The sequence below is a fragment of the Rhodococcus sp. KRD162 genome, assembly GCF_017168335.1.
Lineage (GTDB): Bacteria > Actinomycetota > Actinomycetes > Mycobacteriales > Mycobacteriaceae > Rhodococcoides.
The window spans coordinates 86,881-109,237 of the sequence record NZ_JABFAU010000006.1 but is presented as its reverse complement, the minus strand read 5'-3'; the positions used below and the strand labels follow the sequence as shown (position 1 = coordinate 109,237).

At 64.2% G+C, this 22,357-nt stretch carries 22 protein-coding genes; 11 read left to right on the top strand and 11 right to left on the bottom strand.

The window, feature by feature from the left end:
• The 3 genes from J1M87_RS11745 to J1M87_RS11735 form a co-directional block, all read left to right on the top strand.
• Positions 1 to 934: 2-hydroxyacid dehydrogenase (locus J1M87_RS11745; protein WP_241256784.1), on the top strand; the 934-nt coding region annotated here is incomplete at its 5' end.
• 126 nt (positions 935 to 1,060) lie between these two features.
• Positions 1,061 to 2,569 carry a SulP family inorganic anion transporter gene (locus tag J1M87_RS11740; RefSeq protein ID WP_307830788.1) on the top strand — a complete coding sequence of 503 codons (1,509 nt, stop codon included), beginning with the start codon at positions 1,061 to 1,063 and terminating at the stop codon, positions 2,567 to 2,569.
• Between the two features lie 37 nt (positions 2,570 to 2,606).
• Entirely contained in the window at positions 2,607 to 3,014 is a 408-nt protein-coding gene (locus J1M87_RS11735) for a MerR family transcriptional regulator (RefSeq protein ID WP_206489746.1), read from the top strand.
• 8 nt (positions 3,015 to 3,022) lie between these two features.
• Here the strand turns inward: J1M87_RS11735 and J1M87_RS11730 are convergent, their stop codons facing one another.
• The 4 genes from J1M87_RS11730 to J1M87_RS11715 form a co-directional block, all read right to left on the bottom strand.
• Positions 3,023 to 4,279 (bottom strand): lipase family protein, encoded by a 1,257-nt coding sequence (locus J1M87_RS11730; protein WP_206489745.1) that lies wholly within the window; start codon positions 4,277 to 4,279, stop codon positions 3,023 to 3,025.
• Positions 4,280 to 4,454: 175 nt separating this feature from the next.
• A complete protein-coding gene (locus tag J1M87_RS11725) occupies positions 4,455 to 6,164 on the bottom strand; it encodes a ribonuclease J (protein WP_307830787.1) in 1,710 nt (569 codons plus the stop codon).
• A 91-nt stretch (positions 6,165 to 6,255) separates the two neighbouring features.
• On the bottom strand, positions 6,256 to 7,548 hold the full coding sequence (locus J1M87_RS11720; protein ID WP_206489744.1) for an SLC13 family permease: 1,293 nt from the start codon (positions 7,546 to 7,548) through the stop codon (positions 6,256 to 6,258).
• On the bottom strand, positions 7,545 to 8,261 hold the full coding sequence (locus tag J1M87_RS11715; RefSeq protein ID WP_206489743.1) for a GntR family transcriptional regulator: 717 nt from the start codon (positions 8,259 to 8,261) through the stop codon (positions 7,545 to 7,547). The genes J1M87_RS11720 and J1M87_RS11715 overlap by 4 nt, the downstream gene beginning before the upstream one ends.
• 76 nt (positions 8,262 to 8,337) lie before the next feature.
• On the opposite strand from J1M87_RS11715, the gene J1M87_RS11710 reads away from it, so the two are divergent.
• The 4 genes from J1M87_RS11710 (at position 8,338) to J1M87_RS11695 (ending at position 12,222) form a co-directional block, all read left to right on the top strand.
• Positions 8,338 to 9,126 (top strand): amidohydrolase, encoded by a 789-nt coding sequence (locus J1M87_RS11710; protein WP_206489742.1) that lies wholly within the window; start codon positions 8,338 to 8,340, stop codon positions 9,124 to 9,126.
• Positions 9,127 to 9,230: 104 nt separating this feature from the next.
• On the top strand, positions 9,231 to 10,718 hold the full coding sequence (locus tag J1M87_RS11705) for an NAD(P)/FAD-dependent oxidoreductase (protein ID WP_206489741.1): 1,488 nt from the start codon (positions 9,231 to 9,233) through the stop codon (positions 10,716 to 10,718).
• Positions 10,715 to 11,560: an SDR family NAD(P)-dependent oxidoreductase gene (locus tag J1M87_RS11700; RefSeq protein ID WP_206489740.1), complete on the top strand. Its 846-nt coding sequence runs from the start codon at positions 10,715 to 10,717 to the stop codon at positions 11,558 to 11,560. Before J1M87_RS11705 ends, J1M87_RS11700 begins: the two co-directional genes overlap by 4 nt.
• Positions 11,557 to 12,222, top strand: a complete 666-nt coding sequence (locus tag J1M87_RS11695; RefSeq protein WP_206489739.1) for a TetR/AcrR family transcriptional regulator — start codon at positions 11,557 to 11,559, stop codon at positions 12,220 to 12,222. Before J1M87_RS11700 ends, J1M87_RS11695 begins: the two co-directional genes overlap by 4 nt.
• Here the strand turns inward: J1M87_RS11695 and J1M87_RS11690 are convergent.
• The 5 genes from J1M87_RS11690 to J1M87_RS11670 are packed head-to-tail and all read right to left on the bottom strand — an operon-like array spanning position 12,215 to position 15,414.
• The gene (locus J1M87_RS11690) at positions 12,215 to 12,439 is read right to left on the bottom strand and encodes a ferredoxin (RefSeq protein WP_206489738.1); all 225 of its coding nucleotides are present in this window, start codon (positions 12,437 to 12,439) and stop codon (positions 12,215 to 12,217) included. The two genes, J1M87_RS11695 and J1M87_RS11690, sit on opposite strands and share 8 nt — an antisense overlap.
• The gene (locus J1M87_RS11685; RefSeq protein ID WP_206489737.1) at positions 12,436 to 13,647 is read right to left on the bottom strand and encodes an NADH-ubiquinone oxidoreductase-F iron-sulfur binding region domain-containing protein; all 1,212 of its coding nucleotides are present in this window, start codon (positions 13,645 to 13,647) and stop codon (positions 12,436 to 12,438) included. Before J1M87_RS11685 ends, J1M87_RS11690 begins: the two co-directional genes overlap by 4 nt.
• Positions 13,644 to 14,201, bottom strand: a complete 558-nt coding sequence (locus tag J1M87_RS11680; protein ID WP_206489736.1) for a ferric reductase-like transmembrane domain-containing protein — start codon at positions 14,199 to 14,201, stop codon at positions 13,644 to 13,646. Before J1M87_RS11680 ends, J1M87_RS11685 begins: the two co-directional genes overlap by 4 nt.
• Positions 14,198 to 15,151, bottom strand: a complete 954-nt coding sequence (locus tag J1M87_RS11675) for an FAD:protein FMN transferase (protein WP_206489735.1) — start codon at positions 15,149 to 15,151, stop codon at positions 14,198 to 14,200. Before J1M87_RS11675 ends, J1M87_RS11680 begins: the two co-directional genes overlap by 4 nt.
• Complete coding sequence (locus J1M87_RS11670; RefSeq protein WP_206489734.1) at positions 15,148 to 15,414, bottom strand: hypothetical protein; 267 nt, start codon at positions 15,412 to 15,414, stop codon at positions 15,148 to 15,150. Before J1M87_RS11670 ends, J1M87_RS11675 begins: the two co-directional genes overlap by 4 nt.
• Before the next feature lie 219 nt (positions 15,415 to 15,633).
• Here J1M87_RS11670 and J1M87_RS11665 point away from each other — a divergent pair, with 219 nt between their 5' ends.
• The 4 genes from J1M87_RS11665 to J1M87_RS11650 all read left to right on the top strand — a co-directional run bounded on the left by J1M87_RS11665 (position 15,634) and on the right by J1M87_RS11650 (position 19,790).
• The gene (locus J1M87_RS11665) at positions 15,634 to 16,308 is read left to right on the top strand and encodes a response regulator transcription factor (RefSeq protein WP_206489733.1); all 675 of its coding nucleotides are present in this window, start codon (positions 15,634 to 15,636) and stop codon (positions 16,306 to 16,308) included.
• A 1-nt stretch (position 16,309) separates the two neighbouring features.
• Positions 16,310 to 17,695, top strand: a complete 1,386-nt coding sequence (locus J1M87_RS11660) for an ATP-binding protein (RefSeq protein ID WP_206489755.1) — start codon at positions 16,310 to 16,312, stop codon at positions 17,693 to 17,695.
• A gap of 123 nt (positions 17,696 to 17,818) precedes the next feature.
• The gene (locus J1M87_RS11655; protein WP_206489754.1) at positions 17,819 to 19,132 is read left to right on the top strand and encodes a TrkH family potassium uptake protein; all 1,314 of its coding nucleotides are present in this window, start codon (positions 17,819 to 17,821) and stop codon (positions 19,130 to 19,132) included.
• Positions 19,125 to 19,790: a TrkA family potassium uptake protein gene (locus J1M87_RS11650; protein ID WP_206489732.1), complete on the top strand. Its 666-nt coding sequence runs from the start codon at positions 19,125 to 19,127 to the stop codon at positions 19,788 to 19,790. The genes J1M87_RS11655 and J1M87_RS11650 overlap by 8 nt, the downstream gene beginning before the upstream one ends.
• Here the strand turns inward: J1M87_RS11650 and J1M87_RS11645 are convergent.
• A complete protein-coding gene (locus J1M87_RS11645; protein ID WP_206489731.1) occupies positions 19,774 to 21,249 on the bottom strand; it encodes a mannitol dehydrogenase family protein in 1,476 nt (491 codons plus the stop codon). The two genes, J1M87_RS11650 and J1M87_RS11645, sit on opposite strands and share 17 nt — an antisense overlap.
• Positions 21,246 to 22,271 carry an NAD(P)-dependent alcohol dehydrogenase gene (locus J1M87_RS11640; RefSeq protein ID WP_206489753.1) on the bottom strand — a complete coding sequence of 342 codons (1,026 nt, stop codon included), beginning with the start codon at positions 22,269 to 22,271 and terminating at the stop codon, positions 21,246 to 21,248. Before J1M87_RS11640 ends, J1M87_RS11645 begins: the two co-directional genes overlap by 4 nt.
• Positions 22,272 to 22,357: the final 86 nt, after the last annotated feature.

The following is a 22,357-nucleotide window of genomic DNA, read 5'->3' as shown; positions in this document are numbered from 1 at the left end:
GGTACTGCGCGTCGGGCCACTGAAGCCGTCGCTGACGGAGACGTTGGTTGCCGAGTACGACGCACTGGAACTACCCGAGGGCGACGATCGTGATCAGTTCCTCGATGCGCACGGTGAGTCGGTCATCGCGGTCGTCACCTCCGGCCGCACCGGCGTCGACGCGTCGCTGATGGCACGCCTGCCGCGGCTCGGTGCCGTGGTGAACTTCGGCGTCGGATACGACACCACCGACGTCGACGCGGCAGCCGAACGAGGCATCGCCGTCAGCAACACGCCCGATGTGTTGACCGATTGCGTGGCGGACCTCGCCGTCGGTCTGGTGATCGACACCATGCGAGGTATGTCGTCCGCCGAGCGATTCGTGCGCGCCGGGCGGTGGCCTGTCGAGGGCCACCCTCCGCTGACGCGCCAGGTCACCGGCAAGCGCGTCGGGATCATCGGACTGGGCCGGATAGGTTCGGCAATTGCCGAACGGCTCAAAGGTTTTCGATGCACTATCTCGTATCACAATCGCAACGAGATCCCCGGTTCGCCGTACTCCTATGCGGCAGGCCCGGCCGAACTCGCAGACGGTGTCGACGTTCTCGTCATCGCGGCATCGGGCGGTTCGGGAACGGCGCATCTGGTTGATCGGACGGTGCTCGAAGCATTGGGGCCGCAGGGATACCTGATCAACGTGGCACGCGGAAGCGTCGTCGACGAGGAGGCGCTCATCGAGTTGCTCGCCGCCGGGAAGCTCGCCGGAGCCGGTCTGGACGTCTTCGCGCACGAGCCGCACGTCCCCGAGGCCCTGCGGGCGATGGACAACGTCGTACTGCTGCCGCATGTGGGCAGCGCAACGGTGCAGACGCGCGACGCGATGGAGGCGTTGACGCTCGAGAATCTCGATCGCTTCCTGGCCGACGGCACTGTGGTCACGCCGGTCACGCCCTGACCTCGTCCTCACTGCGAGGATTCGCAACCTTCCCTCCGGTAAGAGTAGAGTTCCCGGCGGAGCAGACGCCCGTGTCACCCTGTCCGGCTCGATCTGCTCGCATCCAAGAAACCGATCGGAGTTGTTGTGTCTCGAGCTGCCCAGGTGCCTGTCACCGCCGTCGAAGACGTCTCGGTGCTGGGTGCGTTGCGCTCGCCGAAGCGACTCAAAACGGAGGTCCTCGCCGGCTTGGTGGTGGCGCTGGCGTTGATTCCGGAAGCCATTTCGTTCTCGATCATCGCCGGAGTCGATCCGCGGGTCGGTCTGTTCGCGTCGTTCACGATGGCGGTCACCATCTCCATCGTCGGCGGTCGACCCGCGATGATCTCCGCCGCTACCGGAGCGATAGCGCTGGTCGTCGCTCCGTTGGCACGCGACTACGGTCTCGACTATCTGATCGCTGCGGTGATCCTCGGCGGGGTTCTGCAGGTGGTGCTCAGCGTGCTCGGCGTCGCCAAACTGATGCGATTCATTCCGCGCAGCGTCATGGTCGGATTCGTCAACGCGCTGGCGATCCTGATCTTCACCTCGCAGTTGCCGTACCTGATCGGGGTGCCGTGGTTGGTCTACCCGCTGGTCGCCGTCGGCTTGGTCATCATGTTCTTCTTGCCCAAGCTCACCACCATCGTGCCGGCACCGCTGATCGCGATCGTGATTCTCACCGCCGCCACACTCGTGTTCGCGCTGGCTGTGCCCGATGTCGGTGACGAAGGCGAACTGCCGTCCTCGTTGCCGTCGTTCCTGATCCCGAATGTGCCGTTCACTCTCGACACACTCTCGATCGTCGCTCCGTTCGCGTTGGCCATTGCCCTCGTCGGGCTGCTCGAGTCACTGATGACGGCCAAGCTCGTCGACGACATCACCGACTCGCACTCGAACAAGACCCGCGAGGGTTGGGGCCAGGGCGTGGCGAACCTGGTCACCGGGTTCACCGGCGGCATGGGCGGTTGCGCGATGATCGGGCAGACCATGATCAACGTCAAGGTCTCCGGTGCCCGCACCCGGATCTCGACGTTTCTCGCAGGCACCTTCCTGCTGATACTCGTGGTCGGTCTCGGCGACATCGTCGCGTTGATTCCGATGGCTGCGCTGGTCGCGGTGATGATCATGGTCTCCGTCGGAACCTTCGATTGGCACAGCATCAACCCGAAGACGCTGCGCCGGATGCCCAAGAGCGAGACTCTCGTGATGGTGGCCACCGTCGCGGTCACCGTCGTCACCCACAACCTTGCATACGGTGTGGTCGTCGGTGTGATCACCGCGATGGTGCTGTTCGCCCGACGGGTGGCCCATCTGACCGAGGTCATCGACGTGGCACATCCCGACGAGGACACCCGCGTCTACGCAGTCAAGGGCGAGTTGTTCTTCGCGTCGAGCAACGATCTGATCTATCAGTTCGACTACGTCGGAGACCCGAAGAACGTCGTGATCGACATGTCCGAGTCACACATCTGGGACGCGTCGACTGTGGCGACCCTGGACGCCATCACCACCAAGTACGCGGCGAAAGGAAAAACGGTCGACATCGTCGGTCTGAACGCCCCGTCGATCGAGCGGCACGATCGCCTCAGCGGAAATCTGGGCGGCGAGCACTGATGATGAGGGTGGCCGGTCGGGTGAAGAGAGGCAGCAGATGAGCGAGGACGGCAGTCACATGCAGATCGGGCAGGTGGCTCAACGAACCGAGCTCTCGATCCGCACGGTCCGCCACTACGACGACGTCGGGCTGGTCACCCCCTCTGCCCGGTCGGCAGGCGGATTTCGGCTCTACACCGAGGCCGACGTCGAGCGTCTGCTCGTCATTCGGCGGATGAAGCCGCTGGACTTCACGCTGGCCGAGATGAAGCAGCTGCTCGAATCCCTCGATACGTTGGTCGATGCGGACGCGACCGAAGACGACCTGTCATCGGCCGCGGCCTTCGTTCGCGAATGCCACACCAAGGCCGAGGAGAGCTGCCGGACGTTGCGCCGCCAGCTCGCCTACGCCGAGGAGCTGACCGAGGTGTTGTCGGCTCGCGGAGCCGCAACCCGGAGCGAGTAGGTTCGGCTCTAGCGGCCGAAGCTACTGCATCCGGGTTGAACCGGAATTCCTGCGAGGCGGTCGTCCAACCACGCGAACGCACCGGGAGCTCCGCTGCCGGCAACGATGCTGTGCTCACCCAGGTATTCCTCGAGGCGGACGTCGGCTCCGCGTGAACACCACTTGTCGAACACGGCCTCGGGACCTTCCTTCGGAATCCAGAACTCCTGCTGTCCGTGATACATGAACACCGGTGCCGTCGGGGTTCCGCCGTCTCCCAATCGGTTCTGATCAGCAACCGCGAGCGCCAGCGGCGAATTGAATGCATCGGGAGTGATGGACAGTGACTCGATGCGGATCGGAGCAACGATTCCGAGCGGGGCAATCCCGACGATGCACAGGTCCTTCGACGCTTGTGCGAGCCGCCACCCGTCGTCGTTGTAGAGCGAAAGCATCTCCGGGTACTCGCGAGCAACACCCATCGCTGCCGCAAGGAACACTGCCGACGCTGCGTTGCCGTTCATGGACTGACGCAGCAGTGCGAAGTCGGTGGGCGTTCCGCCGAACGCTGCGCCGACGATGTTCAGTTCGGGGGCGTATGCCGGAGCCTCCTGCACGGCCCAGCCCGATGCGATCGCCCCGCCCGAGTAGCCTGTAATGCCCAGGGGCGCAGTCGGATCGAGGCCGATCGCAGCGGTTGTGACCGCGCCGCGCAGACCGTCGAGGACGGCGTGCGCCGCCATCGGTCCGACGGCGTACGCATGGCGTGGCCCCTGATGGTCGGTGACGACGACGGCGTAGCCCCGCGCCAGAAGCAGCTGCACGGGTGCCAATTCCGGAGCGATGCCGCGTTGCATGGTCCACGATGGCTCACACGTGGCACCGAGCGAATCTATGGCCATGTTGTAGGCGACAACAGGGCGCCGGCCGGGCGAGGTCCAGGGCGCGGTCGGGACGATGACGCTGGTGATGATGGCAGCGGGGCGGTCCTTCGCGTCGGTCGAGGCGACCAGCAGTTGGGTGGTGGTGACCGGGGTGACAAGTGGTCCGACGGTGACGCTGCGGGTCCGCAGAACTGTTCCGGGGGCTGCCTTTTCGTATCCGGGCGGCGGAACGACCCACGGATCGTCGAGCGGTGTCGCGGCGATCGATTCGGCGGTTCGCGGCGGATTCTGGAAATCGCCGAGTGGATCGGCAGCCGCCGACCATTGCCCGCCCACTACCACCAGTGAAACCGCAGCGACCACCGCCGCACACCGACGGCCGAACTTCGCGTACTTCCCCATCGAGACCCCCCGGTCAAGTTCCGGATCGTTACCGGTGCTTTCCACACGACTCTAGGGGCCCGGAACCATCTACAGGGGCCGAACGCACTATCTGCTCGGTGCGAGCATGATGAATTGCTTCAGCGCCGGTGCGGCTTTCTTGTGGTGACGTCCCTCGCCACCGACAAGACATGCTTTATCCGTCGACCACCACCGGGACGATGAGGGGCTGACGACCCAGGGACTGCTTGGCCCATCGAGCCGATTCCTGGACGATGCGCTTTTCGATCTGCTCGCGCGATGCGACCGTGCTGTCGCTCTCGCGGGTGAGTGTCTTGCCGATCGCCTTGGCCAGTGAGTCGAAAGCGTTGGGCTCGTGCGCGAATCCGCGTCCGATGAAGTCGACGTCGTCGACCAGCAGGCCGGTATCGGGATCGACGATCGCGATGACGGTGAGAACGCCCTCGTTGGCCAGCAGTCGACGGTCGGCCAGCGAATCCTCGGTGACACCACCGACGGCACTGCCGTCGACGTAGATCAGTTCGATGGGCACACTGCCGGTGATGCTCGCGACGCCGTCGAACAGGTCGATGACGCTGCCGTTCTCGGCGATCAGGACGCGATCACGCGGGACACCGGTCTTGATCGCGAGATCGGCATTGGCGCGCAGGTGTCGGGATTCGCCGTGTACGGGAAGCACATTGGCGGGTTCGAGAATGTTGTAGCAGTAGACGAGCTCGCCTGCGCTCGCGTGACCGGAGACGTGCACCTTGGCATTTCCCTTGTGCACCACGCGCGCACCCTTGTCGACGAGCCCGTTGATGACGCGGTAGATCGCATTCTCGTTTCCGGGAATGAGGCTGCTCGCCATCAGCACGGTGTCGCCGTCGCCGACCTTGATCTGATGCTCTCCCGAGGCCATTCGCGACAACGCGGCCAAGGGCTCGCCCTGCGAGCCGGTGCAGATCAGCGTTATCTTGTGTGCCGGAAGCCGATTGAGCTTCGGTAGGTCCACCACGAGTCCGTCGGGAACATCGAGATAGCTCAGGTCGGTCGCAATCTTCATGTTGCGCACCATCGATCGTCCCACGAATGCGACTTTGCGACCCTGCGCATGTGCGGCGTCGAGCACCTGCTGGATGCGGTGCACGTGACTGGCGAAGCTCGACACGATCACTCGTCCCGATGTTTCGCGGAACACCTTCTCGATGGCCGGAACCAGATCTCGTTCGGAGACCATGAACCCGGGAACTTCGGCGTTGGTCGAGTCGACGAGGAGGAGATCGAGGCCTTCCTCGCCGAGGCGTGCGAATCCGCGAAGGTCGGTGATTCGACCGTCCAGCGGAAACTGGTCCATCTTGAAGTCGCCGGTGTGCAGGACGAGACCGGCGTCCGTGCGAATGGCGATGGCGAGACCGTCGGGGATCGAGTGGTTGACGGCGAGGAACTCGAGCTCGAACGGGCCTTCCTGACGGGTTTGCCCCGCCTCGACCTCGATCAGTGTGGTCGAGACCTTGAACTCCTCGAACTTGGCAGCCAGGAAGTGCAGCGTCAGTCTCGACGAGATGACCGGGATGTCGCCGCGCTCACGCAGCAGATAGGGGACGCCGCCGATGTGGTCCTCGTGCCCGTGGGTGAGGACGATCGCGACCACGTCGTCGAGACGATCCCGGATGCAGCTCCAGTCGGGGAGGATGACGTCGACGCCGGGCTGGTGTTCCTCGGGGAACAGCACGCCACAGTCGACAATGAGCAGTTTTCCGTCGAATTCGAACACGGTCATGTTGCGGCCGATCTCGCCGAGACCGCCGGTCGCGATCACCCGAAGGTGCCCTGCCTGAAGCGCGGAGGACGATCGCTTTCTCGGAGCGGCGGGGGATTTCCGGTTACGTGGTGATCGCGACATTCCTCCAACGCTACGGGGGTCCCTCGACCTGGCTTCGACCCCGTCCGGCATTCGGGTCCCGGCAGGTTCTGCACTCGCCTCGGCGAGTGCATCAGCTCGGTAGCACGAACACGAGCCAGGACGCGACGGGTGCCACGACGATCATCGACATACCCCAGATGAGCAATCCTCTGAAAGTCTTGTCCCGCAGATGTTCTTCGGTATTGGCGATGATGAGTGCACCGCCGGTGGAGAACGGGCTGGAGTCGACAGCCGATGCGGCGATGCACAGCGCCACCACGAAACCGAGCGTGCTGACCTCGCCTGCCAGAACCAGAGGAGCTGCGAGGGGGACCAGGACGACGAACATGGCGTTGGTGGAGGCGAAGGCGGACACCACTCCAGCGACGAACAAGATGGTCAAGGCTGCAACGAGTGGCGCGCCGATCGTCGAGACGTCCGCAGCGATCTCCTCTACGACGCCTGCGCTCTGGAGCACCGAGATGTAGGTGACGATGCCCCCGATCAGAAGAATCACACCCCAGCCGATCTGCTCGAAAGCGCGTTTCGAGTCCTGCGGGCGCAGGGCGGCAAGTACCACCGCAGCGGTCAGTGCCAGGAACCCGACGTCGAGGGTGAAACCGAGTGCCAGTGCCACAATTCCTACGAGGAGGACGACGGTGAGGATGTTCGTGCCGGTCCAGGTCCTGGTCCTGGCCTTGACGGCAAGTCCGGTTCCGGCCGTCGTTCCCCCGCTCGGCTCGTCGTCCGATGGTTCGATCGCCTGCTTTCCGCGACGGAGTAGATCGGGGCCGCCGAGCATGAAGAATGCCACCAGATTCAGAACAGAATTGGCCACGAAGGTCAGCAGGAAGATCGGAACCGGGTCGAGGGTGACCCCGCTCTGCCCGAAGACGTCGTCGACGATGTTGAAGTAGACCGAGATCGGGGAGAAGCCGCCTGCGTTGGTTCCGTTGAGCACGCTGAGGCCGACCAACAGTGGGCTGATCTTGTACCGATAGGCGAATGCGAGGCCGACGGGGATGAGAATGGCGTTGGTGGCGGCACTGAGGGCCCCAGCACCGGTGATGATCGCCGCCAGGACGAAGAACACCCAGGGAATCATTGCGACTCTTCCGCGGACGAGGTGCACCGCACTGCCCACGATTGCGTCCACGGTTCCGTTGGCGCGAGCAATGCCGAACAGATACGTCACTCCCAACAGAGTCACGAAGAGGCTGCCCGGGAATCCCTGTGCAATGTCGCCGACCTCGAGACCGAAGTAGCCGACGCCGAGTGCGAACGCGGCAACCAGCGCCACTGCTCCCATGTTCAGTGAGCGCCACATCGCGATGGCAAATATGGCGACGAGTCCGGCGATGGCGATCAGTTCTGGTGTGTTCATCGAAGTTCCAATCGGTAGCGGAATGCGGCGGCTATGCCGTGGGAAACGCGGTACTCGACGACGTCGCCCGCGTGCGTGAGGGCCGTTCTTTCGATGCGTACCAACGCCTCGTCGGGCCGGCAGCCGAGTTCGGCCGCGATGTCGGGATCTGTGGCTCCGAACGAGAGATCCTCGGATGCCGAGCCGACGATGACACCGGCGTGTTGTTCGTAGGCGGGGTAGAGCAGTGGGCCGAGATCGGCGATGTCGATATCGGCGATCGCGTCGAACCGCGGCAGGGGCAGCCAGATATCCTCGACGAGAAAAGGATTCGCGTCGTACTCGCGAATCCGGTGCAGATGCAGGACGTCGCCGTCGTGTTTCAGCGCGCGAGCTGTGTCCTCGGAAGCGGTATGTCTGACTCGTTCGAGTATCCGCGCATTCGGTACCCGGTTGCCATCACCGCGGGCGCGGAAGAATCTGAAGAACGCGTTGTCGAACGTGGGGCGCCGAACGAAGGTTCCGCGTCCTTGTCGCCGGTCGAGTAGGCCGTCGGCCACGAAGTCTCCGAGAACTCGCCGCATCGTGCCGATGGAGACGTCGTACGCCGCGGCGAGTTCCGCTTCCGACGGCAGAGCCACGTCGGGACCCCACTCGTTTGCGACGATCCGTTTGTTCAGGTCGTCCCTGAGCCGCGCGTGCAGAGGCAGTCTGCTGTCGCCGTGCTGTGTCATGACTCACACTCAAGCACATACTTCTATAAACATCTAGTCCTTTACAGGTTTAAATGTTTCTCGTATGTTCGCTCGCATGCGTACCCAACCCTCGCCGCCTCTGGTCGACACCCATGCGCATGCATTTCGTCGAGGTCTGACCCTGGCGACCACACGGCGATACGCGCCCGATTACGACTCGACCGTCGAGGACTATCTGTCGGAGCTCGATACCAACGCGATCGAACGCGGAGTGTTGATTCAGCCGAGCTTCCTCGGAATCGACAATTCGTATCTCCTCGCTTGCCTCGCACTGCATCCAGCGCGGTTGCGCGGAGTGGTCGTTGTCGACCCGGAGTCGAAGCCGGACCTCGACGAACTGCACGAACAGGGCGTGCGTGGTGTCCGGCTGAACCTGATCGGAGCCGAGGTTCCCGATCTGAGCCGACCGTCCTGGCAGGGCATGGGAGAGGCGATGGAGCGGTTGGGCTGGCACCTGGAGGTGCAGGCCAAGGGTGAACAGTGGGTCGATCTCGCTCCCCGGCTCGCCTCGTGGACCTCGCAGGTCGTCATCGATCATCTCGGACTGCCGAGCGCGGAGGATTCGCGTGCGATCGACCTGGTGTCCGAAGTCGGGCAGCTTGCGCACGTATGGACGAAAGTGTCGGCACCGTATCGAAGTGAAGGTGCAGTCGAGGCTGTCGAGAGGTATCTCGACACGCGAGGAACCGAGAATCTGCTGTTCGGTACCGACTGGCCCTTCACCAAACACGAGGAGGGGCGCTGGATGAACGCTCAGGTCTCGTGGGCGAGGAGCCTGCTCGGGGACGACGCATTCGAGGACGCGCTGCCGAGGAATGCGCAACGCCTGTTCGCCTGGCACTGAGGGCACAGGGAACGAGACGAACCATTGCGGAATCGTGCGTCATCACTTTAAAGTGATGACGCACGTCATCGAATTTGGGGTCTCATCGGGAGGGGTTCGTCGGCATGAATGTTCACACCGTCGTGATCATCGGCAGCGGCTTCGGTGGCCAGTGTGCAGCGAAGGCACTGCTGGACCGGGGCATCGACGATCTCGTCATCCTCGAGAGACGCCCGTTCCTCGGTGGTACCTGGAAGCAGAATCGCTACCCGGGTGCAGCCGTCGACGTGCAGAGTCCGCTGTACTCGATCGCGTCGGAGCCCTTCGAGTGGTCGCGCATGTTCGCCGAACGCGCGGAGCTCGAGCGATACACCGACCACGTACTCGAATCGAACGGCCTGCCGGACCGCACGCATCTCGATACCGATGTCCAGAAGATCGAATGGGCCGGAGACCACTGGACCATCGCCACCTCGCGCGGTGAGTACGCAGCCACGTTCGTCATCAATGCCTCCGGCCCCCTCAGTACACCCGTCGTACCGCCGTTCCCGGGGCGGGAGAAGTTCGAGGGCAAGCAGTTCCACACCAACGACTGGGATACCGCCTACGAGCACGCAGGCAAGAAAGTGGCCATCGTCGGCAGCGGTGCCAGTGCTGCTCAAGTGATCCCGGCGATCCAACCGGACGTCGAGGAACTGCATGTCTTTCAGCGCACTCCGCACTGGGTGATGCCGCGTCATGATCGCGAGTTCACGCCGCTGCAGCGAAAGTTGCTGCGCATGGAGCCGATTCGACGGCTCGTCCGCGCAGGCATCTACTGGAGTCTCGAGACTCGCATCCTCGGCTTCAAGTATTCACGACGGTTGCTCGAGGCGGTGGCGCAGCGAACAGCAGTGCAACACATCGAGTCTCAGGTCTCGGATCCGGATCTTCGCGCCAAGGTGACCCCGGACTACACCATCGGGTGCAAACGAGTACTACTGTCCAACACGTTCTACCCGGCGCTGGAACAATCCAATGTCACCCTGCACGACAAAGACGACGGAATCGCCGAGATCACCGAGACCGGAATCCGCACCACCACCGGCGAACACGTCGACGTCGACCTACTGGTGTGGTCCACCGGATACGACGCCACCGACGGTGTCATCTCGTATCCGGTGATCGGCCGCTACGGCCGGGCGCTGTCCCAGGTCTGGGACCCGTACCCGCGCGCGTATCTCGGTACCACGATTCCCGGCTTTCCCAACCTGTTCGTCGTCACCGGGCCGAACACCGGAATCGGGCACACCTCGGCCATTTTCCTCATCGAGGCGCAGATGGAGTACATCGTGCGGGCAGTGGACGCCGTCCGTGAGGCAGGGGCGAGGTCCATCGAGGTCACGGCCGCCGCCGAGCAGGAGTACACCGAGACGATCCACCGCGAGATGGAGGGCACGGTCTGGAAGGACGGGGGCTGTCACAGCTGGTATCAGTCCAAATCCGGGCACGTCGTCGCCATGTTTCCCGGATTCAGCTTCACATTCCGTCGGTGGGCCAAACGCTTTCGGCCCGAAGCTCACCACATTCACCGGTCGACCACCGAGACGACGAAGGACGAGGTATCGGCATGAAGGATCATTCGGGTCGGGTAGCACTGATCACCGGAGCCGCAGGTGGAATCGGTTCCGCCGTGGCAACCGCACTTCACCGGCGCGGTGCCTCCGTCGTTCTGGTCGACATGCACTCGACCGATCTGGAGTCACTCGCGGCGAAGCTGGGCAACCAGCGCGTGGCGATCGCCCATGCAGATGTCACCGTGCGTGAGCAGCTCGACGCAGCCGTCGCCACTGCGACCGACACCTTCGGCGCGCTCGACATCGTGATGGCGAACGCCGGAATCTCCAGTGGCGCAACGGCAGCGACGGTACGGTCGGTCGAGGACGGGATCTTCGAGAAAGTCATCGGCGTCAACCTCCTCGGCGTGTGGAACACGGTACGGGCCGCTCTGCCGCACATCGTCGATTCCGGGGGATACGTACTGCTCACCTCCTCGACGTACGCGTACCTCAACGGTTTGGCCAACGCGCCGTACGCGGCATCGAAGGCGGCCGTCGAACAGCTCGGGCGCGCACTGCGCCTGGAGCTGGCAGGAACGGGAGCGACGGCAGGTGTGCTGTATCCCGGCTGGGTGGCAACGCCCATCGTGGACGTGGCTTTCGGCGGTGACGAGATCGCAACGGCGCTGGTGGCCAAAGGGTTTCCGGCTCTGTTGCGGCAACCGATTTCTGCGGACAAGCTCGCGCGCGGTGTGGTTCGGGGCATCGAGCGACGCGCACCGCGGATTCAGGTTCCAGCGCGATGGGTCCCGCTGTCACTGTTGCGCGGCGTGATCAACCCCGTGTACGACGCAATTCTCGAGCGAGACAAAGACGTACGTGCGCTCACCGCGCAGCTCGACGCGCGTCCGCGGTGACCGAAAGTCAGGGCCCGGGCCGGGCATACGGCGGGGAAAGTGCTGCCGATCGCGACGACCGCAGGCGCAGGCAGCTCCTCGACGCCGGGCTGCGGGTGTTCGGAAGTGTCGGATTTCGTGCTGCGACCGTCCGAGGACTGTGCCGAGAGGCCAAGATCGCGGATCGAGACTTCTACCGACAGTTCGAGAACACCGAGGAACTTCTTCTCGCCGTGTACACGGAATGCATTGGCCGCCTCACTGCGTCGATCATCGAGGCGATGCCGCAGGTGGATCCGCGCAGTGATGTTCGGGCCGTCGCGCGGCAGGTACTCGACCCGTTCTTCCACGTCATCGAGGACCCTCATCTGGCACGAGTGGTGTGGCTCGAGGTGCTCGGCGTCAGCCCGAACGTCGAACGGACATATCTTGCGGTGATGCAACAGTTCGGATCGATGCTGATCGGCTACCTCCGCACATTCGCAGGCCCCGTACCGTCCACTCCGGATCTCGATATCGAACTGCTCGCCACCGCGTCCGTCGGGGGTATCAGCCACACGGCCCTGACATGGTTCCTCAGTGACTATGCGGCAGAACGACGCGTTGTCGTCGCGACCATCGCGACAATGCTGGGCAATGTGGTCGAGCCGCTGTCGCTTCCTCCGGAATCTCGATCTACTTGATGCGCAATGCCATTCGAGGGCACAGCCGCACAGCGTCCTGCGCCCGCTCGGTGTCGGTTCCGTGTAGCAGGAGATCGTTTCCGGGTCTTCTGGCAAGCGGATAGCCCCACTCGTCTCTGGTGAGGGTGGCGGGAAGCAACTCGGTGCACACGCCGCGTCCGTCGCACCGCGTCCAGTCGATGTGCAGGACGTCATCTTCTCGGCGTTCGATGGTCATCGCCGTCCTCCTCGGTGAATTTCGCACGAGCCCAACCGATGCAGATGTACGTCGTCGGCGAAGACCGACATCGCCGACCGGATCAGACGCGCCGTACCGTCGGGGTGATGGCAGGCTCCCCGGCCGTCGACCAGACGGGTGTATCGCTCGATCTCGCCGATGGCGACCTCGACGTTCTGCCCGGTGGACAGCCGCGAGAACGCGTCGGCCAATCGAGGCAGGCCGTTGAGGCAGGGGCCGCACTGACCGGCGCTTTCCTCGGCCAGGTAACGGACGAACTCGGCCGTGGCCGCGAGCCCACAGGAGCCGACGCCCAGTACATGCACGATGCCCGCGCCGGGGCGGACACCGATGTCTGCCAGCGATTCTCGAGACATCGCACGGCCGACCAGAGCATCACGGCCGGCCCAGGTGCCGTGAAACCCGCCGAGCAGCACCGCCCGCACCGAGCGTAGGTCGATACCGGCATCGCGGGCGAGCATCTCCTCGACCGACGAGCCGAACGGAACCTCGACGACGCCGGCTCGCCGGACGTCCCCCGAATAGGTCACGAGCATCGTCCCGGGCTCGGACGAGGTACCCCGCGAACGGAACCACCGTGGACCCCACCGCTCGATCAGCGCGATATGCGCGAAGGTCTCGACATTGAGCACCAACGTGGGTCGCCCGCGAACCCCGGACACCGCGGCACTGTTCTTCTTGTCCCGGGGAAGTGGCGGACCTCCTTCGATGGCCGAGATCACCGCGGACTTCTCCCCGGAGACGAAACCGGATGCGGATGCGACCACCTGTACGTGCGTCGTATCCCATCCACGACGCCGTCGCTCGTCGATCGCCGCTCGTACGCCGACCACGGCGTCCTGCGGAACGTACAGGTAGCAATCGCGGCATCGAAGTGCCGAGGCCGTGGCGGCGATACCGTCGAGAATCAGATGCACCGACCGTTCGAGCAGCACTCGGTCCTTGCTGCTCAACGGTTCTCCCTCGGCACCGTTGGCGATCAGGACCGATGCACGACCCGAGATCGCGCGCATCTTCGCGCCGGTGGGAAATGCCGCACCGCCGTGCCCGCGAAGGCCCGATCGGACGACCGCATCGACCAGCGAGCCGTCGCCGGGCGGTCGCGCGCCATAGAGATCGGTGTGGCGTCGCAGGTCGGTATGCGCTTGGGACAGGAGCGAGTCCGTGAGATATGTCGGTGTGGTCATCGGCCGATCCTGATTCTGGTGTGCTGGTGTTCTTGGAAGTTGTAGCGCAGGCGCCAGGCACCTGCTGCGGCGACGACCATCGTGCAGGCCAGTGCCGTCGCCAGGAACCATCCGCTGCCCGCATCGGTTCCGTTGCCGATACCGTGTGACAGGGCTATCGGCCATAGTGCGTACGAAAGCCAATGCACTGCACGAAAAGTGCGATAGCCGAGACGGTGTCGGAGCAGACCGGTCAGGGTGATCGCGATCAGCAGGTCGAACGCGAGGGTGCCCAGGCCGAGCCAGAACGGTTTGTACGCCCCGGCGAAGGGGATGACGACGTCGACCAGATCGAGTTGTGCGTACGGGTCGAAGAACAGTGTCGCGATGTGGATCGCAACGAATATCGATCCCAGAAGTGCAGTGCTCCTGTGTAATTCGACGACACCGAACCGAGGGACGGTCAACAGCGGCCGCCCCGATCGAGTGAAGATCCCCGACGCCACCGCCAGGGTGAGCAAGACGAGTGCAGCGATACCCGATCCGCGGCCCAGCGCCCACAGTGCTTCGCTCATGACCTGTCCTCCTCGTCCTCGGGCCAACCGCCACAGCGAGTGACCGTGCCGTCGGCGGAGACGGCCCGAACAGGAAGACCGAGGTGCGCGAGCCACGCCGTTGCCTGCGATCCCCGGACGATGGACGCGGTGCCGACGGTGTTGGCGGTGAGGCAGCTCGCCGCGATCACAGTCACTGTGCGCCAATACGGTTCGGCGGGCCGTGACAGCTCCGGATCCAGTATGTGATGCAGCAACTGTCCCTCGTGCAGCCATCGCCGCCGGAGCGTGCTCGAGGTCGCAACCCCGGTGTCGGATCCGATCTCGACGACGGTGGCGGGCTCGGAATCCCCGTCGCACACTCGTATTCGCCAACCGCTGTCGGGATACTCCCCCCTCGTCGCGATATCGCCGCCGAGGGAGACCAGCACGCCGGTTCCGAGCTCGTCGTGTACCGCGCGGGCACAACGATCCGCCGCCAGCGCCTTGGCCGTCGCCCCCAGATCGAGAACCAGGCGCTCGGGGACCGTGATGTGGTCGTCGTCGAGCCTGACCATCGTCCAGTCGGCCCGGGTGAGAAAGGTTGCAGTTCCGACGGCGGCCGCCGTCCGCTGAGAGGGCGAGAGTGCGAGCGCGTCGAAGTCCCGGTCGTATCCCAGGTTCACCAGCGTCGACCCGACAGTGGGATCCACGGCACCGTCGGTCAGACGTGCTGCGCTGAGTGCAGCGTCGACGAAGGTGTGCAGGGTGGCGCTGATGGGCGTGGGGCGACCACCGCTGTGCGCGAGCATGGTCAGCTCCGAATCAGGTCTGAATCTGCTGCAGGCTGCATCGACCTTCGCGAGTTCTGCGCGCACGATCTGTTCGGCTCGTTCGATGCTGCCGGGGTCGGTGACTGTCAGCTCGGCTGCGCAGCCCCATACCGTCCAGCTCGCGGTGGCCGTCGCGGTGCGCGTGGCGGCGCGGTTCACGACCCGTGCGTTCTGGCGTGGGTGGTACCCGAACTCGAGGCGCTGTTCGGCGAGCCGACTCCGGGAGCAGTGACGCGGGGTGCCGACCCGAACGACGGAACGTGTGCAGAGGCATCGGTCTGTGTTGCCGTCGTGACCACCTCGGGTTGGTGAGTGCCGAGGTAGGCCAGTGAGGCGGATCCACCGAGCACGGTGACACCCAATGCAGCCACTGCTGCAGTGGCGATGCGCGTGCGCCGGTAGCCCTGCTCTGGTGTGTTCATCGTGGTTCCTTCGTCGACGAGCGGGCGGCGATGTTCTCGACGATGCCCATGTTCACTGTGAGGACGCTGTGTTCCGGCTGTGCGACCGGTTCGGAGCGAGGAGTCATGATCGTCAGTGTGCAGCGGTGCAGCTGAAGGATCGCTGAAAGATTCTGGGCGGACATCGCGTCGATCTGGTGTACTCGTGTTCCCACTGCCCGAGCGATTCGAGAGTGCGTTGTGCGAGTACTACTTGTCGAAGACGAGACGCGGCTGGCAGAGACCATCCGCCGTGGACTCGACGCCGAAGGTTTTGTCGTGGACGTCGAACACAATGGCATCGACGGTTTCCACAGTGCAGTCAGCGGCGACTACGACGCGATCGTCCTCGACATCATGCTGCCGGGCAAGCAGGGTTACGACGTCGTTCGGGACCTGCGTCGGCAGGGGGTGTGGACGCCGATCCTGATGCTCTCCGCCAAGGACGGTGAGTACGACCTCGCCGATGCTTTCGATCTCGGTGCCGACGACTATCTCGTCAAGCCGTTCTCGTTCGTCGTCCTGATCGCACGGTTGCGGGCCCTCGTGCGTCGGGGTGCACCGGCGCGCCCGACGGTTCTCACGGTCGGGGACCTCGAGCTGGACCCTTCTCGTCACCGCGTGACCCGGCAGGGCACGGAGTTGTCGCTGACGCCGCGCGAGTACAGCGTGCTGGAATATCTGATGAGGCGAAACGGAGTGGTGGCGAACAAATCCGAGATCGTTCGGTCGGTGTGGGATGCCAATTTCGACGGCGACGAGAACATCGTCGAGGTCTATATCGGTTACCTGCGTAAGAAGGTCGATCACCCGTTCGCGGTCAAGCTGATCGAGACCGTGCGCGGTGCCGGTTATCGCATTGCCGCGGGCCACTGACATGGTGCATCTCGGCCGAGATCTGCTTCGTCCCCGATCGTGGACTGTCCGCGTGCGGTCGGCGGTGGCGGCGACAGTGGTGGTGGCTGTCTGCTTGATCGCGGCCGGCGGTGCGCTGCTGGGTGTTCTCTACACCTCGCTCGAGGACTCGGCACGTTCGGCTGCGGCCGCTCGCGTGGCTCTGATCGCTGCGCAATGGGGAACCGGCGACCGCGACGAGAACGGGCCACGCGTGGAGAACTCTCTGCTGGCGACCGACGGGCAGGTAGGGATCGTGCAGGTGGTCGACGCATCGGGGAAGGTGTTGACGTCCTCGCCGGGCGATGCGTCCACGCCCCTGACGACGCAGCAGGTTTCCCCGTCGGAGGTGCAGGATCTCGGACGTATCTCCGTTCCCGGGATCGGTGACTTCTGGGTGACCGCGGCGGGACTGTCCTCGCCTCGGGGACAGGCGACCGTCGTGGTCGGTGCCGACCGGGAACCTGTGGAGAAGGTGGTGTCCACGGTTGCGCTTCTGCTGGCCGCGGTCGGTCCCTTCGTTGTCGCGCTCGTCGCCTTCGCCACGTACCGGCTGGTGGGTGCGGCCTTGAGCCCCGTCGAGAGCATCCGGGCCAGGGTCGCATCGATCTCGGGAGCTCGATTGACCGAACGGGTTCCGGTTCCCGATACTCGCGACGAGATCGCTCGGCTCGCACTGACGATGAACCATATGCTCGAGCGCCTCGAAGACGGGCAACGTGCTCAGCAGCGTTTCGTCAGCGATGCCTCCCACGAATTGCGCAGCCCACTGGCCACGATCACGGCGGCGTTGGAACTGGCCGAGACGCGACCTGAATTGCGTGATGCGGCGCTGTTGAACGACTCCCTGCTTCCCGAGGTTCGACGGATGCGGCAGCTCATCGAGGACCTGTTGGTTCTTGCGCGGTCCGACGAGATCGACACCGCTGCCGCCTACGGCGATGTCGATCTGGAGGATCTGTTGTACGAGGAGGCCAAACGGGTCCAGGCCACGTCCGGTGTGGTGACGGAGTTGTCCATAGTTCCCGTTCGAGTCAGCGGAGACCCCTCGGCGCTTGCCCGAATGGTGCGCAATGTCGTCGACAACGCCGTTCGGCATGCGAGAACACGAATAGTGTTGTCCTGCTCGATGTCCGGTGACGACGCTGTGGTCTCCATCGACGACGACGGTCCGGGTGTGTCGATGGCAGATCGAACACGCGTGTTCGATCGTTTCGTTCGGCTCGACTCGTCACGGGCGCGGGACGAGGGCGGTGCAGGCCTCGGTCTGGCCATCGTCGCCGATACCGTGTCCGCCCATGGCGGCAGCGTGCGAGTGACCGATTCCCCGGCCGGCGGAGCTCGATTCGAGATTCGACTTCCCACGTGAGGGTCGACGCATGCGGCACTCGCGCACACCACCGCGAGAGCGCACAGTAGGGTTTCGCAGGTGACAGACGCTCACCCGAGATCGCGATGGACTGCGAGCTTCCGACCGACGCCGGTTCGGGTGATGGCGGCGGGTTTCGCACTGGCCATCGTGCTCGGAGCGGGCGTGCTGATGATTCCGGGCTCCACCCAGTCCGGGAGCGAGGCCGGATTTCTGCAGGCGTTGTTCACCTCCACCTCGGCTGTCAGTTTGACGGGTCTGATCGTGGTGGACACCCCGGTGTACTGGTCGGGCTTCGGGCAGGGGATCATCCTGGCCCTGATCCAGATCGGCGGGTTCGGGATCATGACGATCGCGTCCCTGGTCGGATTGTTTCTGGCCGACCGAATCGGTTTGCGCGGCAGACTCAATGCCGCCGCCGAGGTACGCACCTCGGGGCTGGGAGACGTCAGGAGCGTCGTCGTCGGCGTATTCCGCACCAGCCTGATCATCGAGAGTCTCGTCGCGATCTGCTTGGCGGCCCGCTTTGCCATCGGCTACGACGAGCCGCTCGGTCGCGCAGTCTGGTTGGGGATCTTCCATGCCGTCTCGGCCTTCAACAACGCCGGCTTCGCCCTGTTCAGCGACAGCATGATCGGTTTCGCCACCGACCCGTGGATCTGCGTCCCACTCATGACGGCGGTCGTGTTGGGCGGCATCGGATTCCCTGTTCTGTTCGAGATCGGTCGCCGAGTCCGGACTCGGGCACGCGGTCACCGATCGCGTCGACGCTGGTCACTGCACACCCGGATGACGCTGACCGTCACCGCCGTGCTGCTGGTCCTCGGTCCCGCCGCGGTGTTGGCCCTCGAGTGGTCGCGGACTCTGGGCGGGTTCGGTTTGTGGCACAAGATGCTCGTCGCGACATTCCAGGGCACCATGCCCCGAACCGCAGGATTCAACAGCGTCGACTACGCGGACGTGGACAACGGGACCTTGCTGATCACCGACGTTCTGATGTTCATCGGTGGTGGCAGCGGCGGCACGGCAGGCGGCATCAAGGTGACGACCTTCGCGCTTCTGCTGTTCGTGATCCTGGCCGAGATTCGAGGTGACCGCGAGGTGACGGCATTCGATCGTCGGATCGACACGCGCGTACAGCGCCAGGCGCTGACCGTCGCGCTGATCGGGGTCGCGCTGGTCATGGTGCCGGTCCTGGCGTTGCTGGCAGGCACCGAGTTCGATCTCGATGCACTGCTGTTCGAGGTGGTCTCGGCGTTCGCCACGGTGGGACTGTCCACCGGGATCACCGCTCAGTTACCCGGCTGGGGCCAGGTGATCTTGATCGTCCTGATGTATCTGGGCCGCATCGGTTCTATCACGCTGGTCAGTGCCCTCGCCGCCCGCGACCGCGGGCGGCGCTACACGCTCCCCACGGAAAGGCCGTTCATTGGCTAAGAAACCGTCCTCCGACGTCGTCGTCGTCCTCGGTCTCGGCCGATTCGGCAAGTCGCTGGCACTGGAACTGATGGGCCAAGGCGTCGAGGTCCTGGGCATCGACACCGATGAAGCTGTGGTGCAACGGGTTTCGGATCGGCTCACTCATGCGGCCGTGGCCGACACCACCGACGAGGAGTCGCTGCGGCAACTGTCGGTGCACGAGTACGACCGCGCTGTCGTGGGCATCGGATCCGATCTGGAGGCCAGCTTGCTGACAGCCTCCGCGCTGATCAACCTTTCCGTATCGAATATCTGGGCCAAGGCGATCAGCAACGCCCATGCCAAGATCCTCAACCAGATCGGCGTCCACCACGTGGTGCGGCCCGAGCACGACATGGGCAAACGCGTCGCGCACCTGGTCCGCGGGCGGATGATGGACTACATCGAGTTCGACGACGGTTTCGCGATGGTCAAGACCTCGCCGCCGGAATCGATAATCGGAAGAAAACTGGGCGAGAGCGTGATTCGCACCAAGTATCGGGTCACCGTCGTTGCGGTGAAACGACCGGGCGAAGGATTCACCTACGCCACAGCCGACACCATCATCGCCGCGGGCGATACCGTCATCGTGTCCGGTCAGGTCCGCGACACCGAACGATTCAGTGAGCTGACCTGAGCGCCTCCAGGGTGGCTCGCGCACCGTTCTCGTGCAGCGATGCAAGCTGTTTCGTGTACTCGGCGACGAATCGCTCGTTGTCGATCAAGTCCCCGAACACCGCGCGATTGGCGATGAACGCCGTCGGATTCTCGCGCTGACTCTGCGCGATCGGCACCAGCGAGTCTTTCAACTGGTCGACGATCTCGATCGGTTCGCCGGATTCGTCGACGGCTTCGGCGTACCGTGCCCAGCTGGCCACCACGGCGGTGGACCGCGAGATCTCCCCACCGGTGTCGAGATTCTTCCGGATCACAGGCAAGAGCCACTTGGGAATTCGATCCGAGGACTCGGCGCACAGTCGCGCCACGGTATCGCGGATCTCCGGGTTGGAGAACCGCTCTATCAGCGTCTGCTTGTACTCGGCCAGATCGATGCCGGGGACGGGCTGCAGCGTCGGCGTCGCCTCCTCGTCCATGTATGCGAGCAGGAATTCGGAGAACAGCGAGTCCTGGCAGACCTCGTGCACGAGTCGGTAACCACTGAGGTACCCGAAGTACGCCAGGGCCTGATGGCTGGCATTGAGCAGTCGTAGTTTCATCAGCTCGTACGGCGTGACGTCCTCGACCACCTGGACGCCCACATTCTCGAACTGCGGTCGACCGAGCGTGAACGAATCCTCCAGTGCCCACTGAGTGAACGGTTCGGCCGCTACCGGCCAGGCGTCCTCGATGCCGTAGCGGTCGGAAAGTTCTTGCATCACTTCGGGAGTGGTCACCGGGGTGATTCGGTCGACCATGGAGTTCGGGAACGTGGCCTCGGCCTCGATCCAGTCTGCGAGTTCCGAGTTCTTCAGACGAGCGAACGTGATGAACGTCGACTTCGCGATGTGACCGTTGCCTTCGATGTTGTCGCAGGACATGATCGTGAACGGTGTCATGCCACGATCCTTCCGCCGCGCCAACGCCTCGACCACCAGTCCGAAAGTGGTTGCCGGAACGGCACCGTCGGCCAGGTCGGCGACGATCGCCGGATTCTCGGTGTCGAACTCGCCGGTGGTCGCGGAGAAGTTGTATCCACCCTCGGTGATGGTGAGCGAGACGATCTTGACCGCCTCGGACGCCATCTTCTCGATCACCGCTTCCGGATCCTCGGGGGCGAACAGATATTCCACTATCGACCCGATGACGCGCGTTTCCCAAGTGCCGTCGGAGTGCTTGAGAGCGAGGGTGTACAGGCAGTCCTGTTCATCCATCACCTCTTTCATCTTTCGATCGTGCGGCAACACACCCACCCCGCAGATGCCCCAGTCCGACGCCTCGCCGCGCGCGAGCAGCCGATCCACGTACATCGCCTGGTGTGCGCGGTGGAAGCCGCCGACGCCGAAGTGCACGATTCCGGTGGTGACCGCTGCGCGATCGTAGGTCGGTACCTCCACATCGGAATGGATCTCTGAGAGACTGTTCGTTCGAAGTTTCATGCATTGTCTCCATCTTCTCGAAAACCAGGTATCACAACAGCTTTGATGCTTCCGGGCAGCTTGTCGGCGTTCAGTGCGTCCTCGACGCGATCGAGTCCGAATCGAGAGGTGACCATCGCGTCGAGATCCACCATGCCCGACTCCACCAGGGCGCGCGCGACGGGCCACGTGTTGGCGTATCGAAAAACCCCGGTGAGCAGCAACTCTCGGTTCTGGATCACCGAGATCGGCAGTGGGTAGTCGGATCCGCCCATGCCGACGAGCACCACGTTACCGGCGGGTCGAACCGCGTGAATGCCGTCCACCACAGCCCGGGCGGCACCGGAGGCGTCGATGAACGCGTCGACAGTCAGGGTGCGTACGTCCTCGGTCGTGGGGTCGAGCACCCGGGTGGCTCCGAATCTCTCCGCATTGGCTCGGCGGGAGGCGTCGAGGTCGGTGACGATCACCTCGGTGGCTCCGAACGCGCGAGCGACCTGCGCGGTGACGAGCCCGACGGGTCCTGCGCCCGCGATCAGCACGCTCGATCCCGGCGAGATCGCTGCCTTCTGCGCCGACGCGATGCCCACGGACAGCGGCTCGAACAGCGCTGCGGCCTCGTCGGTGATGGTGTCGGGAACCTCGTGCGCAAACGTCGATTGGATCAGCACGTACTCCGCCAACGCGCCGTCGATGGGCGGCGTCGCGAAGAATTCCATGGCCGGGCACAGGTTGTAGCGGCCGGCGCGAGATTGGGCGCTAGTGGGATCGGGCCGCTGCGGCTCGATGGACACGCGTTGCCCGATGCGGGTCTCGGAGACCCCGGAGCCCACCGCGACGACAACGCCTGCCGCCTCGTGACCGAGGACGAGGGGACCGTCGACGACGTAGTCGCCGATCCGTCCTTCGCGGTAGTAGTGGGCATCGGAACCACAGACTCCGACGGCCGTGACCTGGACGAGAACCTCGTCGTGGGCGGGGGTGGGTACGGGTCGGTCCTCGGTGTGTATCTCGTGCGCTCGGGTGAGCACGCTGGCCTGCATGGACTGTGGCACAGCTCGCTGCGTGTGAGGGGGTGTTGTGTAGATCACACCTTAATGTTACCTTAGTGAGCAGATGAACACGAGCT

Excerpts from the sequence above, each read along its gene's own strand:
- J1M87_RS11735 (WP_206489746.1), top strand. The coding sequence starts at position 2,607 with ATGAGCGAGGACGGCAGTCACATGCAGATCGGGCAGGTGGCTCAACGA.
- J1M87_RS11730 (WP_206489745.1), bottom strand. The coding sequence starts at position 4,279 with ATGGGGAAGTACGCGAAGTTCGGCCGTCGGTGTGCGGCGGTGGTCGCT.
- J1M87_RS11725 (WP_307830787.1), bottom strand. The coding sequence starts at position 6,164 with ATGTCGCGATCACCACGTAACCGGAAATCCCCCGCCGCTCCGAGAAAG.
- J1M87_RS11720 (WP_206489744.1), bottom strand. The coding sequence starts at position 7,548 with ATGAACACACCAGAACTGATCGCCATCGCCGGACTCGTCGCCATATTT.
- J1M87_RS11715 (WP_206489743.1), bottom strand. The coding sequence starts at position 8,261 with ATGACACAGCACGGCGACAGCAGACTGCCTCTGCACGCGCGGCTCAGG.
- J1M87_RS11710 (WP_206489742.1), top strand. The coding sequence starts at position 8,338 with ATGCGTACCCAACCCTCGCCGCCTCTGGTCGACACCCATGCGCATGCA.
- J1M87_RS11705 (WP_206489741.1), top strand. The coding sequence starts at position 9,231 with ATGAATGTTCACACCGTCGTGATCATCGGCAGCGGCTTCGGTGGCCAG.
- J1M87_RS11700 (WP_206489740.1), top strand. The coding sequence starts at position 10,715 with ATGAAGGATCATTCGGGTCGGGTAGCACTGATCACCGGAGCCGCAGGT.
- J1M87_RS11690 (WP_206489738.1), bottom strand. The coding sequence starts at position 12,439 with ATGACCATCGAACGCCGAGAAGATGACGTCCTGCACATCGACTGGACG.
- J1M87_RS11685 (WP_206489737.1), bottom strand. The coding sequence starts at position 13,647 with ATGACCACACCGACATATCTCACGGACTCGCTCCTGTCCCAAGCGCAT.
- J1M87_RS11680 (WP_206489736.1), bottom strand. The coding sequence starts at position 14,201 with ATGAGCGAAGCACTGTGGGCGCTGGGCCGCGGATCGGGTATCGCTGCA.
- J1M87_RS11670 (WP_206489734.1), bottom strand. The coding sequence starts at position 15,414 with ATGAACACACCAGAGCAGGGCTACCGGCGCACGCGCATCGCCACTGCA.
- J1M87_RS11660 (WP_206489755.1), top strand. The coding sequence starts at position 16,310 with ATGGTGCATCTCGGCCGAGATCTGCTTCGTCCCCGATCGTGGACTGTC.
- J1M87_RS11655 (WP_206489754.1), top strand. The coding sequence starts at position 17,819 with ATGGCGGCGGGTTTCGCACTGGCCATCGTGCTCGGAGCGGGCGTGCTG.
- J1M87_RS11645 (WP_206489731.1), bottom strand. The coding sequence starts at position 21,249 with ATGAAACTTCGAACGAACAGTCTCTCAGAGATCCATTCCGATGTGGAG.
- J1M87_RS11640 (WP_206489753.1), bottom strand. The coding sequence starts at position 22,271 with ATGCAGGCCAGCGTGCTCACCCGAGCGCACGAGATACACACCGAGGAC.